Raw genomic sequence first — 19,171 nt, forward strand, 5'->3', positions numbered from 1 at the left:
GAACACCAATTCTGCGTAACAGGCTCATGGTCAGGCAATTCCGCTCGAAAAGGCATAGGCAACAACGACATGCGCCAGGATTGCCAGGATCAGGGCATAAGTTGGCGGTACATGCACAAACAGCCAGAGTTTCAGCAATCCGCCGTTGGCATACTGGAAATCAAGGTCGTTCTTGGCGCGCACCAGCTGACGCATCCGTTCCAGACGCTCCTTGCCCTTGCCGTCCAGATACCGCTCGATCGATTGCAACTCGCCCATGATCCGCGAAATCGGCAGGCTCGACTGACGCAGATGCGCGAACACATACCGCGGCCGCGCAAAGAACCGGCCGAGCTCCCGCTGGTAGACATTGGCAAGGCTGACGGAACTGCCGTCTTCCAACGACGCCAGCGCCAGAGTTTCCGCCTCGTCCGCGATTTGCGCGCGCAACACGGGAATGCGCTCAAACAGGACCCGGTCACCTCGGCCTTCCAGACGCACGGGAACGATCCGGGCCAGAAAACCGCCGACACAGCCACTTGCCGAAACCAGCACGAACAGGATCCACAAGAGCCATTCCAGCGGCGCATTCGGAAACCGAAGATGCGTATGCACCAGAAAGACGCCGATGGTCAGGAACCCGAGGTAATAATGCACCTGCAACCAGTGGCGCACGCGCCCGAGCGGCAACGTGCTCAACTGCTTGCGAAACGTCAGCAGCAGCATGCCGGCCATGACCGCCACCAGAACCCAACCGTTGAGGAACTGGCTGTCGCGCAACGAGATCCGGTAAGCCTGGTTTACGGTCATGAAAACCGCGAGCAAAACAGCGGCCGTACCAAGCTTCAACAGGATGTTGCGATTGAGGAGCCAGCTCATTTCAGCCACTCCAGCAGTCTTTCGGTGTCGCGCATGTTGACGCGCGCAAGCGCGTCATGCGGACAGGACTGGACACAGGCAGGGCCCGTCAGCTGATCGGCGCACAGATCGCATTTGGTCGCCCGGCTGATGGGCTGCCCTTCGCGATCCGTCACGAACTGCCCGTTCTCGTCACGGATCTCGACCATCCGGATATTGCTGTACGGACAGGAATTGGCGCAGGTCGCACAGCCGATGCAGGTGTTGTCGTCAATGACGACAGTTCCGCTGTCCTCGGCCCTGTGAATGGCGCCGGTTGGGCAGCCGATCAGGCAAACCGGATCGGTGCAATGCATGCAGGCGCTCGCGATCATCGCGTTCTCGAACCGGCTCCCCTGCCGAACGAAGCGGGGGTTGTTGTCGTGGGCGGTCGCGCAGGCGCGCACGCAATCGTCACAGCCGACACAGCGCTCCAGGTTGATCAGCATGGCTTCCTCACCGTTGATGAAACGGTGATCGACGAGGAAGTCCATCATGCCCTGGCGCAGTTCCCCGCGCGTGCCGTCACGATCATCCGGCCTGCCCTGCCGCAGGAAGGAAGGATCGAGCCCCGGCAATACATGTTTCTGGACCAGATGCGTCGGAATGCGGATGACGTCGACATAGCCGATGGCCCGCAGGCTCGTATCCAGAACCGGAGAAACCTTGTCCCGCGCAAACGCCGCAATCGCATCCAGTCCGAAAACGTCGTTTTTCGACAGATGACCTATGGTCCTGTCGCCGTGATCGATCCGTTCGCTGACCCGGGCAAAGCCACTGTTGATCAGCAACAAACCGTCGACGTGACTGCCCTGTTCACAAATCACCGGCTCCTGCTGGATGATGTGCTGCGCACCATCCTCCTTGGAAATTTCAGTCTTGAACCGGTGAGTCCAGTTGAAATTGCCATAGGTTTCAAACAGGGCCTCTTCTGCGATTTCCGCCAGCGCTGAGCTGTCGACATGGGCAAAGACCGGGCATTCCTGCAACCGGGTCAGCAAACCGCGTTCATGGTAAAGCTGGTCGATCTGCTTGCGGAAGCCATCCGACCAGTCTCGAATTTCGCGCAGCCCCTGCCAGCGCAGCTCGAACAGGACAGTGTCGTCCTCAAGGGCATAGATGGTCGCGCGCCTCGGGCTTCGGGTCAGGGCGGCCAGCTCGCCGAACATCTGCGGCGCTTCCAGCAGGAAAGTCTCATGCTTCGCGATCAGCTCGTCCGCGTCGACACGCAGGGCAGCGTCCACCGTATTTGCTCGTATGCCTTCACTGATTGAAGCGGCCACGGACGAAGGTCTGCGAGACCGCCGCCGCGCAGGGCGGTACTCTGGCGGACGCTTGCGCGCGAACAGTTGCGCAAGCGACCTGCGCCAGGATTTCTGTTGCTTGCGGCCCGAGCCGGCGGTCGGCGCAGACGCAGTCAGGCCGAACACGGATCCGGACAAAATGATGAACAGCGAACTTCCATAGTCACCCTTGCGCAGGACAGTTTCGCCCTTTTGAAAGGTCCTGATCCGGCCATCATTCGCAATGACGCTTGCAACCGGCAGCCACGAGGGAAAGTCGGCCGGATTGACGTCGGCAAACGCCGGCAGGGCCAGCACACGGTCCACCGTCTCCCGGTCCAGCGGTTCCTTGCCGAATGGCTCGTCCCAGCGCCGGTTTCGCTCGTCGCGAAGCTCCTGATCCAACAGTCCGGCTCCCTACTGCGTCACGGGTCCCTTGAACTTGTCGGCTCCCGGAATGTACTTGTCGACCGCGGCGAACGTCGTCCCGTCGTAGGTGTCGGCAAACTTGAGGCCGAGCACGGAGATCTTTGCCGCGGCATCGGTCAGCTCATCCTGGTTGTTCAGCTTGAGCTTGGCACCACTTGCGATTTCCTGGATCTCCCCCAGTTCGGGCGCCTCGGGCAACAGCTTGGCAAGACTTGCCATGACCTTCGTGGCATTACTTGCCCGTTTGGCCATCTTCACGGCGTAGTCCTTCTTCTCGGTCGCCTTGCTGACACCGATCAGTGCCGTTTCCAGCTCGACGATACGCCCGACGAGGAACAGCATCCGCTTGCGTTCGATGGATGCTTCCGGGTTGGACTTTCCCTTGTTGTACCAGGTGTTGTGACGCACCTCGCCCTGGCTCCAGCTAACCAGTTCAAACGCACTGCCGGGCGTGTGACCGCCGACATTCACCAGTTCCTCGTTCGGCACCAGGTGACAGCTGAAACAGTTTTTCGCCAATGCGTAGGTCATCTTGGGCCGGATCATGCCGGCTGCCTCGGCCTTTTCCCAGCGTGCGGCAATTTCCGCCTCGGTTTCCTGACCTTCCTTCTTGCCGCTGAAATCCGAATGGACCTTGTACCATTCCTTGGCAGGACCATGACAGGACTCGCAGGAATTGCCGGCAATCGCCTTTTCCTTGCCGTCCACCGTCTGCATGGTGAAGTGACAGTTGGTGCAGAGGCTTTCCGCCTTAAGTCGCTTCACGCCCATGTTGGCGGCGATCTTTTCGGCATCCTCACTCTTGGGCAGATCCCTGAAGGTGCTGAAGTGATGCGTGTTCTGCCAGATCGAGGTTTCCTTCTTGTGGCATTCCGCACATTCGTTCGGTCCGACAATCATGCTCGGGTCGGCCTGAGCCGGGGCAAGTCCGGCCAGCACGAGATATCCGACAGCGCACACGGCAAGGCAGGACGCCGCCTGGCGCAAGCCCTTCAGTAATCCAGCCATATCCAATCCCTCAATCCTTTGATCCAAAAATGATGGACACCCTCTCGCGTCGTCAGGCGTCCAGAATGACATTGCCTCCCGGGCAAGCGATACACATGAGCACGGACCCTTGCGCCGGGCTGCTGGCGGGCCGCGTGACATAGGTCACGTCGCCTTCCTTGAGCGCTGTTGCGCAGGTTCCGCAGTTGCCCGCCCGGCAGCCGGAAGCGACCCGGATGCCGTTGCGTTCGGCCAGATCCAGCAGCGTTCCGTCCTGCTCGTGCCAGGAAACCTTCTTGCCGGAGCGCGAAAATTCCACCTGCACGCTTTCAGCCGCCTCCCGTGAACTTGTCGGCGACTTGACGGTTTTGACGGACGCAGGCCCGAATGCCTCGAAGTGGATATCGCTGTCCGGTACGCCCCAATCGCGCAGCTGCTCCGTCAACGAAGACATCATCTGCGGAGGGCCGCAAACATAGAACTCGTAGTTGGAAGACGTCAGATACCGCTTCAGCACATCAACTGTCAGGAAGCCCGGGCAATCGTAATCCCGTCCCTCAACGCAAGCATCAGTCGGTGCGCTGTAGAGCACGCGGTAATGGACGTTGTTCCGCCGCTCGGCGATCTCCCGGATTTCGTCGCACAGCACAATGTCATCGCCGCTACGCGCGGCGTGGAAGAAATGCACTTCGCGGTGGCTGCCGGCATCGTCAAGCGCTTTCAGCATGGACAGCACCGGTGTCAGGCCGACACCACCACCAATCAGGACAACCGGCCGTTCCGATTGCAGGTCCAATACGAAACCGCCCTTGGGCGCTTGCACATCGACGACATCGCCTTCCTTGAGGTTGGCATGGAAATAGGTCGAGGATAGCCCGCCAGGTACGGTTTCACCGGCATCCGGCGGCGGTGACAGTTTCTTGATCGTGACCCGGTACCGGTCCAGACGGGAGGGACTGTCGGACAGGGAATAGCACCGGATAACTGGTGCGGGCTGATCTGAAATCGGCAGTTCGAACGTCAGGAACTGGCCCGGCAGAAACGGTGGAAGCTCGCCTCCGTCATGCGGCTGAAGATAGAACGAGCAGATATCGCCGCATTTGTTTTCGACACGCTTTTCGACAATCCGGAACTTGCGTTTGCCGGCCCAGGTCGTTCCGGACTTGAGCCTGTCGACTTCCGCATTGCGCAGGGCAGCCTGTGCCAGATCGTTGAAATGCTGCAGGTGCCTGGCGTCCAGACGTCTTTCGCGAAAGACGGCCGCCACAGATGAATAAACACCGAGGCAGAGCTGAAACAGGGCGAGCGCAACAATCGTACCACCGCCGATTTGCAGTGCCAGGATCATGAGCAGGCCGCCTTTCCGACCAGAAATGAGCCGATGTTTCTCATCAGAACCTCGTTCTCAGTTCCATTCGCAGTCCCGTTCCCGCCTTCCGGTCCTGTCCGGCGGAAACAAACCCGTCGACCTGAATGCTGCTCCTGTTGTTGAGGGCATGCAAGAGTTGGCCGCCGAATGCGACCACACCGGCGTCGCTGCCGTCGGTATCCTTGCGACCACCGAGTTCCATAACAAGCTGTGTCTTGTCCTCGTTGAAGAACATCTGATGGCCGATAGATCCACCGAAGACGCTGTCTGCCCGGTTGGAAAGTGCAGACCCGCCCAGACCAACAGCCGGAGCGGCAAACAGGATGCCAACCTGCCCCAGAGGACCACCCGTGAGGCTGTCACGGGCAGCGGAGGTGTAGTTGCCGATAGCCCAGAAGGCGTTGGCATAGACGACGTTTTCAGACGCCGTCACGGTGCGCGAAACTTCCGAAAACATCAGCACGCCGTTGTCGACAGCCGGGCCTCGCTTTTCGATCGCGGTCGAGGTGTTGATCCGGAACGCCGTATTGTAAAGCCCGAACCGCTGTACGGCGGACGCCCCGAAATAGAAGCCGTCTCCCCCCTCGTCCTGATCACTGATGACATAGGCAAGATCCAGATTGGCCGTGCTCTTGCGGAAATCGGCCTCGGTGAACAAGCCGAGAAGGAAGGCACTGTCGTCGAGTTCATTGTCGCCGCGGCGGATATTGTTCCAGCCGAAAACGCCGGTTGCTCTCAGATCCGGCGTCAGGCCGGGAATGACGATCGTGTCGCGCGTGATGCCGAGCGCGTCGACACTGTCGTTGATCATCATGCCTTCCTGAAAGAACAGGGGCTGACGGCCGATGGAAAATCCGAAGTCGAAATTGCGGTTGTCGTCCGGATCGAGGTTCGGGAAAATCTCGCCGAACTCCCCCTCGAAAAACAGTGTTGTCACATAGGGATTGAGCCCGTTGACATATTCAACGCCGCCTTCATCCGTATAGAGAATGCCCGTGTTCCGGCGTTTTTCCGTCAAGGGCGAAAACCCGATGAGGATCCGCTCGGTGGGTGTCAGTTTCAGATTGGCAAAGATGTCGATACGGCTCGCCCAGAACTGGCGCGGATCTTCAAGGCCGTTGGCATAGTGGCCAATTGCGGTGCGCGCGTCGCCGAACACCCAAAGCGCCGGTTGCCAGATTGCCCCTGTCGGCAATTCGATACCGGGCGCAAGATTTCCGCTGGCGAGGAATTTCTCGCCGCGCTGGAAGATCGGCGGCGTCGGTTCGGGCTCCTCATCTTCCGCTATGATCGGAACTGCATCGGTGCTCAATTCGCTTGAATGGTGGTCACCGGCAATCAGGGGGGCAGGCCCGCTGTTCTCTTCCTGATGCTTGCGGACTTCCGCTTCCGTGACCATGGGAATTGGGTCGTCGCTCAAGGCACTGCCCGCTGCCCATACCTGCCCGCCGGCCTGCAGAAGAAGCGCAGCCGAAGCCACCGTCGTGATTGCCCACGCTCTGAACCGCCGTCCCCGAGTTCTGCTTGCCTGATATCTCATTTGAGCACGACACTCGCCTTGCGCGTCCACAGCACGGAGCTGCCCTGCACCACCTTGCGCGCGATACCGGCCGGGCTCATGCCGTAGTCGAAGCCCGCTCCCTGAATGGCCGCGATCAGGTTGACCGGCACCATCTGGGAAATCAGCTTCACCGAGATGGAATAGCGTTCACCCGGTTTCAGGTTCTCGGCGGGAACGGCATAGGTCGCGGTACGGCTCGCCCCCGGCTCCAGGTTCTGCTTGTGCTTTCTGGCCCCGCGCGGCCGGCCGTAGATGGTGGTTGCCCGGCGTTCCGGCCGAACGAGCGGCAGAACGTCCGTCGAAGTGTTCACCGCCAGCACCTGTTCGCGTTCACCGCCACGCAGCAACCGGACCACGAACTTGGATTGCAGGCTGAACAGGTCCTTGTCGAGCTTCAGCTCGCCATTGTGAACGTAAAGCGAGTGGGCATCGCGAACGTCGCCATTGGGGTCCCGGTCACCGGACACATAAACCGTGTTGCCCTTGCTGTCCTTGACCGTCACCTGAAGGAATATCAGCCGTTCGGCGTCAAACCCGGTCGGCACACCGTGTCCGTCCGTGCCGCTGCTGACATCGACGGAGAACTTGAGAGCCCGGCTGGCGTTGTCGACAATGGTGATGTCGCTCAGCTTGAAGCCGTTGCGCAGCACCTGAAGCCGTGCCTGACGCGCCTTTTCCAGCCGCTCGAACTGGGTATCCAGGATCTCGCGGCCATCATAACGATCATCGATGGACGACCAGGCTTCGGGAAACTTGTAGCCGTCCTTGACGTTGTCCTCGAACTTGTCCGTTCCCCAACCGGCGCCGACATTGAACTGCAGCCATTCAGCCAGCGTCTTGAACTCCGCCGCCTCGACGTTGTGCGGGAAAATGCCCGGATGAATGATCGAGTAATCAGGGCCTGCAAACATGTGGTTGGTCAGTTTGCGGTTACGGGTCGGGACATCGCCCACAATTGCAGCGGGGCCGTAGTCATAGCCGGAGGCAACGCCCTGAACCTTGCCCATATGGCAGTCCTGGCAGGTCTCGCCCCGCTTGGCGGCCGGCGAGCGCTTGTATTCGGCAAAAGCCTCTTCCAGCTTGAAGCCGTTGAAGAGCGTCACATCATGACAGGTGCCGCAAAAGCCTGGTTTGGTGAGCGCGAAGAAAGGCTTCGCCTCGGTATGGATGCTGCGTCCCGGATCATCCTTGCTTTGGGAAACCCGGTATTCCTCGGGCGTGTTCAGAACGCGCTTCAGCTCCTCGCCGCCCTTGGGGCCATAGACCGGCGAGAACACATCCCCCTCTTCCAGCGCGAACCGGCCACTGATCTTGCCGTAGTTCCGGCTGACGCGGTGGCAGGCAACGCAGGTGATGCCCTCCCGTGAGGTCGGATTGCGCTTCAGGTTTGAGACATAGAGCGACTCGCCAATGTTCATGCCGACCGGGTTGTGACAGCGAATGCAGAAGTCGCCATTGGTCGCACTGGTCTTCATGTTGATGGTGGTCTGCATCGCCATGTAGATCGGGCTCAGCTGCGCATAGGCATGCTGAGACACGGACCATTGCTCATACTGGCCAGGGTGGCAGGTCGCACAGGTGTTTGCGGAGGGATATTTGCTTTCCAGGAAGAGCTTTTCATGCTCCGCATTGGCTGTTCGCCGGATCGTTTCTTCTTTTTTCTTGCCTTCAACGGTTTCGGTCAGCCCGGTTCCGCCGCCACTCAGCAGGTCGTCATCATCGCCAACCGTCAGAAGGTCATCATCGGAGAGAAGATCGTCGTCTCCGGCCAGAAGGTCGTCGCCGGAAACATCGGCCCCGTCGCCCGCAAGCAGGTCATCACCTTCAAGCAAATCATCCCCGGCAAGCAAGTCATCGCCAGCCAGAAGATCATCTCCATCAGCCTTGGGATCATCACCTGCCAGCAGATCGTCACCATCGGAAACAGAGGCGGCACCGGGTTCCTCTGCGGTCAGCAGATCATCGCTTCCGTCATCGGAAGGCAGCAGGTCGTCACTGCTGTCCGTCAGAATCGCCTCATCCGAAACCGCGTCTTCGGCGGGTGTCAGCAAGTCATCATTCTGTTCGGCTTGCGCCAGGATCAGGCGATCGCCGGCGCTCCTGCCGCTTTCGAGTTGGGATACGAAATCGACCAGCGCCCGTACATCGCCAGATTGGATAAGCTGCTGGTGATACTGCCGAAATTCGTCTGAAAAAGCGGCTGCGCGATCAACACTGCCGGCGCCGGAAAGGATGAGTATTCCGAAAAGAGGCTTCAAAAACGGTCGAAAAAATTCCGATAAACGCGACATTCCAGATCCACACAAAACATGTTCTCAGGCCATCGCTTACACCGATCCCCCAACTCAAATTCACACTACGGAAACCTCAGGACAACATCAAAAGAAAACTGTTCACAAATTAGCCGCATTTTCGCCTTGGTAAACTCGCGGCTAACCGCAGGAACAGACAGAGCAACGCACTTTCGCGTCGCTAACCGGTGCCTTCATATTTCGGGTAATGGCGTGAATCAATTGCGTTGCCGGCAGCATCCGTCCGGAAGGTCACAAAGTTGCTGCCGCTGTGTTTCCGCTCGCAACAACACATTCTCGCAAAACAATGTTTGCGTCACACCAGCACACAGACTGGATTACCTGCAGCGCAGCGAAATAGGACTATGAAGGTGGGAAGAAGGAAAGTGGCGGAGAGGAAGGGATTCGAACCCTCGAGACGGTTGCCCGTCTACTCCCTTAGCAGGGGAGCGCCTTCGACCACTCGGCCACCTCTCCGGTAACGCCCGTGTACGAATAAAAGCCTCACAGTTCAAGGCGTTTTTTACGCCTTGTCACTTTTTCCACCGCGCTTGGCCTCGCAACTTCTGGAAGGTGAAGACAGGCATCGAACGCTGAAATCCGGCATCGTCTTCACAAATCGCGGAACCTGACGCCTCGTTCGTTTGAAAATGAACCGCCTCTTTCCACCCGTCGCAAGTCGGGTTGGCAATTCGCTCGCCAGGTTTCGCTTTTTTCCTCCCTACCCGGCCACCGCCACATCTTGGAGTTGACTTTTGGCGCGCCACCGGCAAAACGACCCTCTTTCATCAATGAATTTGGCTTTGGGTGATACTTGAAAAACGTTTTTGTTTCGCTGGGTGGCGGGTGTGACGCTGCGACAAACCTCAAGAAGCTCGGCCTGAGGCATGAGCAATACCCCTTCGACTGGCTCTGGAACCTTGATGCGGGCCTGGACTACGTCTCGAAAATCATCGCGACAGACTTCAAGGGCCTTACCAGCAAGCACGACTATACTTACGCCTCGCATCAAATAAATCCGGTTGAGAAGTTCCTCATTTTCAAGAACTACCCGAAAATCGCGCATCTGCACTCCAATCCACACGACAACAGTGACGTATTGGCGGACTACAGGGTTCGGATTGACAGGTTCAGAAAACTCATCAAAGACACCGGCGAAAAAACGACCTTCATTTACTATCGCAACGCGGCAGTGGCGGAAGAAAATTCGATAAACGACTTTCATGCAGAAGTTTCGCTTCTGAAAAGCGAAACAACCCTTTTTGAAGAGATGATGGCGCGTCTGCATCCAGACAAAACATTTTCTCTGGTCAGTCTCCTTGCAATACCCGCGACCTGTTTTGACAATCACGCCCTCAGGGAAAATTTGCGGCGCACCTGCTCGAGCAACCGGTCTGCAAGAACGACATTCGAAATTGTCCCGATGCGTGACGATCGCTACCCGGAACAGTTCAATGCCTGGACAGACGAGTGGACTGCGGCGCTCAGACGAGCCAAGGCTGTTTCGCCACTGGACATAATGCGCGGAAAGATGTCGAAACGGAAAATTCGCACCCGCAAGAAACTGACCAGGCTTCTGCCTCGGGCTTCTGCCAGGCTGTTGGGTTAGGGAACGTTTTTCCAGAGGTGGTTCATCGCGCGACCAGAAAGTCTAAAACCCTTCTCGCATGATGATTGACTGACCTGCCGCCGTCCGCGGGAACAGATCCAGTTCCCGTCTTCCCCTTCATAATTCAGCCGCAGTCCTCTGGTGCGATGGACATTCTTCAACTTGGCCGGGTATCGGAGAAATGCCATAGCCGAGCTCGCCCCTCCGACGCATCTGACACGGTTTGTCGCGGAAAGGTTTCCGTGGATCTGTGCGCTCTGGCTGCACCTTGCGCTCTATGCGTTGTTGAGCGATGCGGCGCTATGGCGGACTATCCTGCCAGAGCCGCCCGAGCCCGTCTCTGTCGAGATCATCCCTGAATTCCTGCCGCCAAGTCTGCCGGAAACCGCGGAGGAAGAAATCGACGAGAGCGAGTCGCAAACTGCGGCAGTCTCCCCGCAATCCACTGCTGATCCGTTGTCAGGTTCGAACGCGTCTTCGGAACAGATGCCTTCTTCGGATGCCACCTTGCCCGCGCCCACGGACCCATCTTCTTCGAGGACCAGGCCCGAGCAGGAATGGGTTACTGCAAATGCCTATTTTGCCAATGATGTCCTGAACGACCCACGTTCAGCACAGGCACGCGAGTTTCTGCCAACCTTGACCAGTGAAGACGGACGCGAACAGATTTGCGCGCTGGAGGCAATGGAGCAGGTTCGCCATGCGCGGCCGGGGTTCAAGCCGACACGGCTTGCGCCACATGCTTTCCGCAATTCATTTCAGAAGGAAGATATGATTGTTGTGCCCGCCGGAGCCCTCAGAAGCAACCGGGTCTGGTACGAGATCGCCTATCGATGCCGGCTGGACGCCAGCGGCAAGATCGTCAGCGGGTTCGAATATGCCCTTGGTGCACCAATAGACCGCTCGATCTGGGATGAGTACGGTCTGGCGCCGATCCATTGACTGGAGCGGTCCCGGCAAGGGGCCGGAAACTGGACGCGGCAGAAAACTGTGCTGCCGCGTCAGGTTGTGGATACCGGTTCAGGTGCCGTTCGGCCGGCAGCCTTCATCCGGTTCAATGCATCGACAGCCATTCACGAGCCGACCGCTGAGCTTCGGCGATTTCGGAAGTGGACATTTCACCGGAAATTTCCTTGCGGTAGCGAGCTGCGTCCTTGTTGCCTTTGAGGGCAGCAATGTTGAACCACTTGTGCGCTGTGATGAGATCGGTCATGCCGTGACGGCCGCAAGCGCTATCCAGACCCATCTGGAACAGGATGTCCGCGGTAACCGGCTTTTCGCCCATGATGGCCATATCGGCCGAGTGCATTTCAAAACGAGCCATAACGCTCCCCTTTCGTCTGTCTGACTTCTGCGGAACAGCTCCGATCCTTCTGGATCCACCGTTCCGGTTCCCTACTGCCAACCGGTCACTTCGCTGAACACAATGGCTTGGCAAAGACCGATCTAAGAAACACAAGCTTTCGTGAAGCTTTCCCCGTTGTTTCTTGAGGTCTACTTCATCAGCAGCAGTTAAAAGGGGCGTTAAAAGACAGGTTTAACGTAATGCGAACAAAATTTTAAATAAGTCTGAAATTCATATTGCGGTAAGTATATGGTTGCGATTTTCCCTTTTTAATCAGTCACATTCTCCGAAAATTTGACAAGGCCCATCAACCTTCTGTTCACCATGGATTCGTTTCCACAATTCTTTGTCCGGCTCTATTTCGTTCCCTTCCCTTCAGAAAACCAGACTTTACCTCCCTTCGGCGTTCAGGAGGATTTTCGGACGACCTGACGTTGGGTGACGGCTTTTCAGCACGTTTCCCGGGCTATACATTCCCTTTCCGTAAACGGAAGGCATTCCGCTTTGGGAGGAACTTATGCTGAAAACCATTCTGTCGTCCGCACTTCTTGCCGGCGCCATCATCACTACATCCGCAACAATGTCTTTCGCAGGCGATGCCAAGGGAGACTGGGTCCGTCCGAACGGGGCATCCAAGATCCGGATAAGCTCCTGCGGCAGTTCCTTGTGCGGCAAGCTGATATGGCTGCGGGAGCCGCGAAACGACACCAGGAACCCGGACGCGGCCAAGCGGGACCGCCCGCTGCTGGGAGTACAGATCGTTCAGGCCATGAAACCCACCGACAAGGAAAACCAGTGGAAGGGCAAGGTCTATAACGCCGAGGACGGCAAGACCTATACCGGCTTCATCGAGCTGACGTCCGCCAACGCGTTGAAACTGGAGGGCTGCGTGATGGGTGGCCTCATCTGCAAGGGCGAAACCTGGAAACGGGAACAATAAACGGCTGAACAAAGTCCGAAATCGCCAGATCCTGTCGATTTGGCCTTTCCTCCGTCGCAATTGCCGGTCAGAGATTGTGGCGCAGTCGTCACCAGCATTGCGACGGGGGATAATCGTGGTTCCTGTTTCTTTCTTTGTTTCTGCGTTTCCGACTTCCAGACTGTTATCGAACGCCGGTCTGTTCGCTCTCCTGCTTGCAGGCACAGGGGGCCAAGCCATTGCAGCCCCGGACATCAACGGCAAATGGCTGACGCCGGCAGGGGCCGTCATCCAGATACAAAAATGCGGCAAGGTGCCCTGTGGCAAGATTGTCCGGTTTCCGGCCCCCAAAGGCTATTCCATGGAAAACACGCCGGATCTCAAAAACAAGGACGAAAGCAAGCGCAAACGGAAGGTGCTCGGCCTGACCGTGCTCTGGCGCATGGCACCACAGAAAGATGGCTGGAAAGGCCGGGTCTATGATCCGCGTCGCGGCTTCAGCGCGGATGCCACCTTGCGCCCGAAGAACGCCTCCGCCCTGGAAGTACAGGGCTGCGTCCGCGTCGTTTTCAATGTCTGCGAAAAGGAAACCTGGCGACGGGTCGACTGACATCGCCGGTTCACCAGCTCGGCCCGGATCCATGTCTGACATGTGCCTCACGTCCGACGATATCGAAACGCTCACCAGACTGGAGGAAAGCCTGTGGCGAGCGGAAACGCGTTACGACCCCGTCCTGATGGACCGGATTTTTGCGGATGACTTTTTTGAGTTCGGCCGATCCGGCCGTATCTATCCGCGTGAAGACCTGATCCTGCCCGCGCGTGCCGCACGGCCTATCGACGTACGCCTGCCCCTGCCCGGCCTCAAGTTCACCGTGATCGACACGAATTCGGTTCTCGTGACCTACGTCAGTGAAGTCAGGCGTGCGCTTGGTGACGTTGAAACAGCAAACCGCAGTTCGATCTGGAGCAGACGAGACGGAGCCTGGCAGTTACGGTTCCATCAAGGCACAGCGCGCCAGGCACCGACTGATCAATGATTGCTCAGAGGAACATCTTCTTGTAGCCGTGATGGCTCTGGTCGTAGCCAAGCCGCTTGTAAAAGTGATGTGAGCCTTCGCGTTCCTTGTTCGACGTCAGCTGCATCATGCAGGCGTTGCCTTGCCGTGCCAGGTCTTCAGCCCTTGCCATCATCAGCCGCCCGACACCGGTGCCACGCTGGTCTGCGCGCACGTGAACGCTTTCCAGTTCAACCCTCGGACGCCCCTGGAAGGCGAGCCCCTTCATGAAATGGATCTGGAAGGTGCCGACCACTTCTCCGCTTTCGGCAAGCGCGACGTAGATATCGCACTCGGGTGCGGTGACAAGTGCGTCAAATGCCGGGCGGTAGTCCTGCCAGTCGGTAAATTCCCTGTCCTTGCGGACACTGGTCGCCCCCGCATTGATGATGGCGACGATCTCGCGAAGGTGCTCCGGGCGGGCTTTTTCGATGGAAACGGTCGAGGCAATTGTGTCCGGCATCTTCGGTTCGCGCCTTTGGTCAGGAAAGATTACGGTCAGCGGCAGATTGGGCTCTCGGGCGGGAGCTTCGCTACGCCCCACCAGCTTGTCCGCCAGCCGGTCGCCTTCCACAAATGCGGCCAAGCGCCGGTGAGGTAGGTTGCCTCAAGCGCCTCGCTGGCATCCCAGAAGGCGACCTGACTGAAGCGCTCCATTGCAGACGTGTCCGGCTCCTTGTCCCCCTCTTCCCAGATGAAGAAGCAGCTTTGTCGCGGTGGCGTTCTGGCCGGAATGGCCTTGGTCACCAGCCGGGCATCGGGAAACAAAACTCTCAGATTGCCGCCGGTATAGCCATCATCGGCAATCAGTGTGGCGTCTGCTGCACCCAGGTCAGCCAGCGGTGCCTTCAGGTCCACGTAAGGCTTCATGTGCCGGCACTTGCCACCGCACCATGTCTTGTCCGGCGCGACCAACCCGGGCACCCGGGCGAGAAAGGCAACCGCGACAACCGCCAGAACAACGGCCGTCAGCCAGCGCCATTGCTTTTCAAATCCGAAGCGTTCCAGGTCGGCGAACAGCCACACCGGCAGCAGCAGAAGCAGCGGGTGCATGTGCCGTTCCTTGACGTAGGTCGCACCGGTGATCGCAATCATCAGCGCCGTCAGCAGGATCATCAGGAGAACTGTGCGCCCGCACAGGCGCGCTGCGTCACTCACGGCAGGTGTTTCGGGCTTTTTGCGGCCAAGATAGCGCGGCCAGAACAGCAGGAGCAGCAGCGGGACCAGCGGAACCGAGAAACCGACAAGTCCGAAGGCAAGTTTCCCGAGCCCCTCGCCTGCGCGCATCAGATGCGATGTTTCAGCACTGACGCCCATGGTGTCGGAAACCGATGCCAGCAGCTTCAGCCCTTCGCTGAAGATCCAATAGGCATAGGGGCTGTAGATCAGTGCCGCAGCGAAAGGCACCAGCAACAGGCCCGAAAGGCGCAGCCGGGTGCGCCATGCCGGGTCGCTGGCCGCCGCCAGGATCAGGGCAAGTACAAAAATCGGGTAGGAATGCTTGCCCAGCAGTCCGGCCCCGGCCGCCATGCCAAACAGCACGTAGTAGCCGAGCCGCTGTGTCTCCAGCGCCTTCAGGAAGAAGAAGGCGCTCATGGCGCAGGCTGCAGTCAACACCACCGTGTGGGTGACGCCTTCATGAAGGTTCCAGCCGAACTGGTAGAAGAGCGAATAGGAAAAGACACACAGGGCTGCAAGGCGCGTGTCGTGAATGGCCTTGCGTGCGATCAGAAACAGAAACAGCGCGGCAACCGAGATCAGGGTGTATTTGACGAAAAGCGCTGCCCAGATTGTAGGGCCGAACAATTGCTGCGCAGACCAGAGCAGCCACTCGTAAAGCGGCGGCTGACGCAGCATGTAACCGGGCTCCAGTGTCTGCACCAGAACGTTCTCGAACATATCGTCCGTACCAAGGACGGGCGTGTTCAACGCCCTCAGCAGGATATGCGCGAGCCCCCAAAGGGCGACGACGCCCCAGACCCCGAGGGGCGTGGCATAAAACGGAGCCGGCCCTGTACCGGCGGTCGAACTGCGAAACATCATGGCAGGGGGATACTAGATTTTCAGAAGCCTGTAACCTCGCATTTTCCCTTGCGAAAACAAAAACGCGCGGCTCGACGCCGCGCGCTTCAAGCGTTCAGCCGACAGGTTTTAAAGTGCAGGCAGAGGCGGCAACGGCGTCTTCAGCCACTTCTCTGACAGCTCGCCCAGCTTGCCGTTCAGCTTCTTGTGCAGAACGAAAACGTTGACCCATTGCAGAAGGTCGATGTTGCCCGTCTTCACACCGATGAAAGACGGCGAATTGGCGATGATGAACTTGTTTTCCAGATTGAAGTCCGGGTTGTCATTGGAAATGCCCAAAGCCACCATGTTACCGGTCACGATAACGTCGGCCTGGCCGGAAACATAAGCCGCAATGGTGGCCGCGTTGTCGCCAAACCTGATGATTTCCGCATCTTCCGGTGCATCCGCCGTGATTGCCAGATCTTCAAGCGTGCCGCTGGTCACGGCTATTTTCTTGCCGGAAAAATCCGCGATGGTGGACACGGCCACGTCAGGCTTGGCAAAGGCTCCGGAAAAGAACGGAGCATAGGCGTGAGAGAACCAGATCGACTTTGCGCGTTCCGGATTGGCACCGAGTGTTGCAATCACGAGATCGGCCTTGTCGGTTTCCAGAAACGGAATGCGCTGCTTGGACGTGACGGGCACCAGCTCCAGTTCGACGCCCAGGTCTTCCGCGATCATCTTTGCGACGTCGATATCGTAGCCTTCATATTCGCCTTCACTGCCCAGCGAGCCAAAAGGCGGAAAATTCTCCGGTGTAGCGATCTTGATCTTGCCGGCTTCCAGAATGTCCTTCAGCTCTGCAGATGCAGGACTAGCAATCATCAATGCGGCAGACACTGCCAAGCCTGTCAGCCCCAAAATTTTTTTCAACATTACGCGACCCTCCTTCGGTTGTTCTTGAAGCGCGATTTGTCAGGCGGCGGCAGCAGCCCCGCCCTTGGACGATGTGGACCCGAGGCGCTTTTCAAGGCGCCGCGACCACACAGACAACGGAAAACAAAGAGAAAAATAGATCATCGCCATCAGCGGATAGATGACGAAGGGTTGGGTGCCCGGCACGGGCGCATTCGCCCAGCGCTTGCCGACCGTCATCAGGTCATGAAAGCCGATGATATAGGCAAGCGACGTGCCCTTGATGATCTGCACCATGAAGCCGACCGTGGGCGCAATGGCCAGGCGAAACGCCTGTGGCAGAATGATCAGGAACATGATCTGGGCGAAGGTCATGCCCAGCGCCTTGCCGCCTTCATGCTGGCCTGCCGGTATGGCCGTCAGTGCCCCGCGCCAGACTTCGGCCAGGTAGGCGCTTGTATACAGCGTCAGGGCAATGCCGGCCGCTCGCCACGGGTCAATCTGGATTTCGAAAAGATGCGGAATACCCAGCCCGAGCAGAAACAGCAGCATCAGCAAGGGCACTGACTGGAACAGCCAGGTGTAGGCGGTGAAGGTCTTCCGCAATATCTTGACCGGTGAAACCCGCGAAGCGGTTACGCATGCGCCGATCAAGCCCCCACCGATGAAAGCGATCAGAGATAGATAGATCGTGTATTGGGTGGCTTCCAGAAGCTGGAACAGGACGATGCCGAATGGTTTGCCAAGGAGGGCGACGAAGGCGTCTTTCATCGAACCACCTTCCATTTGAACAACCGGTCATGCAGCAGCGCCAGAAGGGTTTTGAAACCCAGTGACATCAACAGGTAGATCACCGTCAGGGTGAAGAAGATCTCGAACGAGCGAAAATTCCGGCTGTCGATGAAGAGACCTGCCCATGTCAGGTCCGTCACGCCGATTTCCGAAATGATGCCGGTTGTCAGGAACAGGAAGATGAACTGGCTGTTGAGCGAAGGATACATGGCGGCAACTGCCTGCGGCAGGCACACTTTCACGAAGCTGAGCCAGCGCGGCAGACCGAGCGCATCGGCGGCTTCCGTTTGCCCCGCGCCGAGGGACGCCAGGCCCGCGCGCAGGATCTCCGCAAAATAGGCGGAAAAATTGATGGAGAGTGCCAGCAGCGCATGGGCCCAGAAGGGCCATTGGTACCCAAGAAGCAGCGGTAAACCGAAGGCGACGAAAAACATCTGCACGATCAATGGCGTGTTGCGGATGAATTCGACATAGGCTGCCGCCAGTTGGGCAAGAACCGGCACCCTGTAGTGGCGGACTGCCGCCAGCAGCACGGCGAGGAGAAACCCCAGGATGCCGCCGCCGATTGTCAGCGCAGCACTGATCAATGCACCCTTGGCGAGCAGCCACAAATATTCCGGATTCCGGTAGATCTCGAAAAATCTAAGGTTGGACATTGATACCAACCAGAGAAACAAGGCCGTGCTTCATCAAAAACTTCCAATGGTTCAAACCAGAGTTGGAAGAGCAAGGCTTGTGCCAAAGGAAAGAATTGCAGGCGTTCGCCATGAACCTGCAGCTGAACTTAAGTGATGCGCGAACAACGGAGGCACTTGCCTCGATATTGGGCAAAATTACAAGGCAGTCCGGCCTGACAACCAGGCATGACCGGTGGTCACCCAGATACCGAGCTAGCTAGAACCTGATCAGGCACCGTGAGAGGGTGTGCATCGTGCAGCTATCACGACTTCAAGGCCGCGGGGGATGCCTGGACGATTAATCTGGACCGCTTGCCCGATGGTCACTGCCTCGATGGATGCGACAGGCTTGCTGAACCGCTGTTATCGGGGCCGGTTTGCCATTGCCCTGAAGGCCTCGACACATTGGTCGGCTGCAGCAAGCAAGGCTTCCTCACACACGCCATCACGGGCCAGAACCGACATTCCCGTTTGCATCGAGAAGAGCATCGTTGCCGCGGCTGCAGTATCGAAGTCACCGGGAAGTTCACCTTCCTCCCTTGCCTGCTCGATGCGTGCCTGCAGTTGGAGAAGATTGTTCTTCCGCATCTCACTCAAGCCCGCCGGAACGGACTGGTCCTCGGTGCAACTGTGTTGTGCTCCGAGTACGACCATGCAGCCAGGTGGTTGTCCGGTCATGCAATAGGCTTCTGCAGAGCGTGTCAGGAAGGTCCGGACCGCATCGAAAATTGAGGGGGCCTCGTCCAAACCGGTCCAGATTCCGTTGTGATAGTTCTCGACGTAGTGAGCCAGGGCTTCGCGGAAAAGCTCCTGCTTGCTGCCGAAGGCAGCGTAAAGGCTGGGCGTGTTTATTCCCATGGCTGATGTCAGATCGCTCAGCGATGTTCCCTCGTAGGTCTTCGACCAGAAAACACGCATCGCTCGTTCAAGAGCCTCTTCCCGGTCAAATTTTCTCGGACGACCTCTCGTTGCCATTCAAACCCTTTCTGTATCGATCGATAAATAAATCACTTGACCCTTCAACACAAGCAGTCCATCTAATTTTGTATCAATCAC

Annotated in this window: 18 protein-coding genes and 1 tRNA gene; 5 read left to right on the forward strand and 14 right to left on the reverse strand. The window is 58.1% G+C overall.

Annotation, left to right across the window (positions count from 1 at the left end; all coding sequences use genetic code 11):
• Positions 1–30 precede the first annotated feature (30 nt).
• From FIU93_RS25215 to FIU93_RS25245, 7 genes are all read right to left on the reverse strand, one after another.
• Positions 31–858 (reverse strand): hypothetical protein, encoded by an 828-nt coding sequence (locus FIU93_RS25215; protein WP_152507101.1) that lies wholly within the window; start codon positions 856–858, stop codon positions 31–33.
• Entirely contained in the window at positions 855–2,564 is a 1,710-nt protein-coding gene (locus tag FIU93_RS25220) for a 4Fe-4S dicluster domain-containing protein (RefSeq protein WP_152507102.1), read from the reverse strand. Before FIU93_RS25220 ends, FIU93_RS25215 begins: the two co-directional genes overlap by 4 nt.
• A gap of 12 nt (positions 2,565–2,576) precedes the next feature.
• Positions 2,577–3,596, reverse strand: a complete 1,020-nt coding sequence (locus tag FIU93_RS25225; RefSeq protein ID WP_145903753.1) for a cytochrome c family protein — start codon at positions 3,594–3,596, stop codon at positions 2,577–2,579.
• A 52-nt stretch (positions 3,597–3,648) separates the two neighbouring features.
• The gene (locus FIU93_RS25230) at positions 3,649–4,923 is read right to left on the reverse strand and encodes a 2Fe-2S iron-sulfur cluster-binding protein (RefSeq protein ID WP_152507103.1); all 1,275 of its coding nucleotides are present in this window, start codon (positions 4,921–4,923) and stop codon (positions 3,649–3,651) included.
• Positions 4,924–4,966: 43 nt separating this feature from the next.
• Positions 4,967–6,364 (reverse strand): hypothetical protein, encoded by a 1,398-nt coding sequence (locus tag FIU93_RS25235; RefSeq protein ID WP_152507104.1) that lies wholly within the window; start codon positions 6,362–6,364, stop codon positions 4,967–4,969.
• Positions 6,365–6,480: 116 nt separating this feature from the next.
• On the reverse strand, positions 6,481–8,763 hold the full coding sequence (locus FIU93_RS25240; RefSeq protein WP_173017405.1) for a multiheme c-type cytochrome: 2,283 nt from the start codon (positions 8,761–8,763) through the stop codon (positions 6,481–6,483).
• A 420-nt stretch (positions 8,764–9,183) separates the two neighbouring features.
• Positions 9,184–9,273, reverse strand: a tRNA-Ser gene (locus FIU93_RS25245).
• Positions 9,274–9,610: 337 nt separating this feature from the next.
• Here FIU93_RS25245 and FIU93_RS25250 point away from each other — a divergent pair.
• Positions 9,611–10,405, forward strand: coding sequence for a DUF1796 family putative cysteine peptidase (locus FIU93_RS25250; RefSeq protein ID WP_152507106.1), 795 nt, complete (start codon positions 9,611–9,613; stop codon positions 10,403–10,405).
• Between the two features lie 162 nt (positions 10,406–10,567).
• On the forward strand, positions 10,568–11,347 hold the full coding sequence (locus tag FIU93_RS25255) for a DUF930 domain-containing protein (protein ID WP_152507107.1): 780 nt from the start codon (positions 10,568–10,570) through the stop codon (positions 11,345–11,347).
• A gap of 112 nt (positions 11,348–11,459) precedes the next feature.
• Here the strand turns inward: FIU93_RS25255 and FIU93_RS25260 are convergent, their stop codons facing one another.
• A complete protein-coding gene (locus FIU93_RS25260; RefSeq protein ID WP_022997753.1) occupies positions 11,460–11,729 on the reverse strand; it encodes a hypothetical protein in 270 nt (89 codons plus the stop codon).
• Between the two features lie 538 nt (positions 11,730–12,267).
• On the opposite strand from FIU93_RS25260, the gene FIU93_RS25265 reads away from it, so the two are divergent.
• The 3 genes from FIU93_RS25265 to FIU93_RS25275 all read left to right on the forward strand — a co-directional run bounded on the left by FIU93_RS25265 (position 12,268) and on the right by FIU93_RS25275 (position 13,709).
• Positions 12,268–12,690 carry a DUF2147 domain-containing protein gene (locus FIU93_RS25265; protein ID WP_022997754.1) on the forward strand — a complete coding sequence of 141 codons (423 nt, stop codon included), beginning with the start codon at positions 12,268–12,270 and terminating at the stop codon, positions 12,688–12,690.
• Between the two features lie 115 nt (positions 12,691–12,805).
• Positions 12,806–13,279: a DUF2147 domain-containing protein gene (locus tag FIU93_RS25270; RefSeq protein ID WP_152507108.1), complete on the forward strand. Its 474-nt coding sequence runs from the start codon at positions 12,806–12,808 to the stop codon at positions 13,277–13,279.
• A gap of 31 nt (positions 13,280–13,310) precedes the next feature.
• Entirely contained in the window at positions 13,311–13,709 is a 399-nt protein-coding gene (locus FIU93_RS25275; RefSeq protein WP_173017406.1) for a DUF4440 domain-containing protein, read from the forward strand.
• Positions 13,710–13,713: 4 nt separating this feature from the next.
• Here FIU93_RS25275 and FIU93_RS25280 read toward each other — a convergent pair whose 3' ends face one another.
• The 6 genes from FIU93_RS25280 to FIU93_RS25305 all read right to left on the reverse strand — a co-directional run bounded on the left by FIU93_RS25280 (position 13,714) and on the right by FIU93_RS25305 (position 19,090).
• Positions 13,714–14,190: a GNAT family N-acetyltransferase gene (locus tag FIU93_RS25280; protein WP_152507110.1), complete on the reverse strand. Its 477-nt coding sequence runs from the start codon at positions 14,188–14,190 to the stop codon at positions 13,714–13,716.
• Positions 14,191–14,225: 35 nt separating this feature from the next.
• Entirely contained in the window at positions 14,226–15,770 is a 1,545-nt protein-coding gene (locus tag FIU93_RS25285; RefSeq protein WP_152507111.1) for a glycosyltransferase family 39 protein, read from the reverse strand.
• A 108-nt stretch (positions 15,771–15,878) separates the two neighbouring features.
• Positions 15,879–16,667, reverse strand: coding sequence for a transporter substrate-binding domain-containing protein (locus tag FIU93_RS25290; RefSeq protein WP_022997759.1), 789 nt, complete (start codon positions 16,665–16,667; stop codon positions 15,879–15,881).
• A 39-nt stretch (positions 16,668–16,706) separates the two neighbouring features.
• Entirely contained in the window at positions 16,707–17,417 is a 711-nt protein-coding gene (locus FIU93_RS25295) for an amino acid ABC transporter permease (protein WP_173017407.1), read from the reverse strand.
• The gene (locus FIU93_RS25300; protein ID WP_062489369.1) at positions 17,414–18,094 is read right to left on the reverse strand and encodes an amino acid ABC transporter permease; all 681 of its coding nucleotides are present in this window, start codon (positions 18,092–18,094) and stop codon (positions 17,414–17,416) included. The genes FIU93_RS25295 and FIU93_RS25300 overlap by 4 nt, the downstream gene beginning before the upstream one ends.
• A gap of 384 nt (positions 18,095–18,478) precedes the next feature.
• The gene (locus tag FIU93_RS25305) at positions 18,479–19,090 is read right to left on the reverse strand and encodes a TetR/AcrR family transcriptional regulator (RefSeq protein WP_152507113.1); all 612 of its coding nucleotides are present in this window, start codon (positions 19,088–19,090) and stop codon (positions 18,479–18,481) included.
• Positions 19,091–19,171: the final 81 nt, after the last annotated feature.

It is taken from the genome of Labrenzia sp. THAF35 (genome assembly GCF_009363595.1).
Taxonomy (GTDB): domain Bacteria; phylum Pseudomonadota; class Alphaproteobacteria; order Rhizobiales; family Stappiaceae; genus Roseibium; species Roseibium algicola.

Excerpts from the sequence above, each read along its gene's own strand:
- FIU93_RS25230 (WP_152507103.1), bottom strand. The coding sequence starts at position 4,923 with ATGATCCTGGCACTGCAAATCGGCGGTGGTACGATTGTTGCGCTCGCC.
- FIU93_RS25265 (WP_022997754.1), top strand. The coding sequence starts at position 12,268 with ATGCTGAAAACCATTCTGTCGTCCGCACTTCTTGCCGGCGCCATCATC.
- FIU93_RS25295 (WP_173017407.1), bottom strand. The coding sequence starts at position 17,417 with ATGAAAGACGCCTTCGTCGCCCTCCTTGGCAAACCATTCGGCATCGTC.
- FIU93_RS25305 (WP_152507113.1), bottom strand. The coding sequence starts at position 19,090 with ATGGCAACGAGAGGTCGTCCGAGAAAATTTGACCGGGAAGAGGCTCTT.
- FIU93_RS25285 (WP_152507111.1), bottom strand. The coding sequence starts at position 15,770 with ATGATGTTTCGCAGTTCGACCGCCGGTACAGGGCCGGCTCCGTTTTAT.
- FIU93_RS25225 (WP_145903753.1), bottom strand. The coding sequence starts at position 3,596 with ATGGCTGGATTACTGAAGGGCTTGCGCCAGGCGGCGTCCTGCCTTGCC.
- FIU93_RS25260 (WP_022997753.1), bottom strand. The coding sequence starts at position 11,729 with ATGGCTCGTTTTGAAATGCACTCGGCCGATATGGCCATCATGGGCGAA.
- FIU93_RS25280 (WP_152507110.1), bottom strand. The coding sequence starts at position 14,190 with ATGCCGGACACAATTGCCTCGACCGTTTCCATCGAAAAAGCCCGCCCG.
- FIU93_RS25300 (WP_062489369.1), bottom strand. The coding sequence starts at position 18,094 with ATGTCCAACCTTAGATTTTTCGAGATCTACCGGAATCCGGAATATTTG.
- FIU93_RS25290 (WP_022997759.1), bottom strand. The coding sequence starts at position 16,667 with ATGTTGAAAAAAATTTTGGGGCTGACAGGCTTGGCAGTGTCTGCCGCA.
- FIU93_RS25215 (WP_152507101.1), bottom strand. The coding sequence starts at position 858 with ATGAGCTGGCTCCTCAATCGCAACATCCTGTTGAAGCTTGGTACGGCC.
- FIU93_RS25275 (WP_173017406.1), top strand. The coding sequence starts at position 13,311 with ATGTCTGACATGTGCCTCACGTCCGACGATATCGAAACGCTCACCAGA.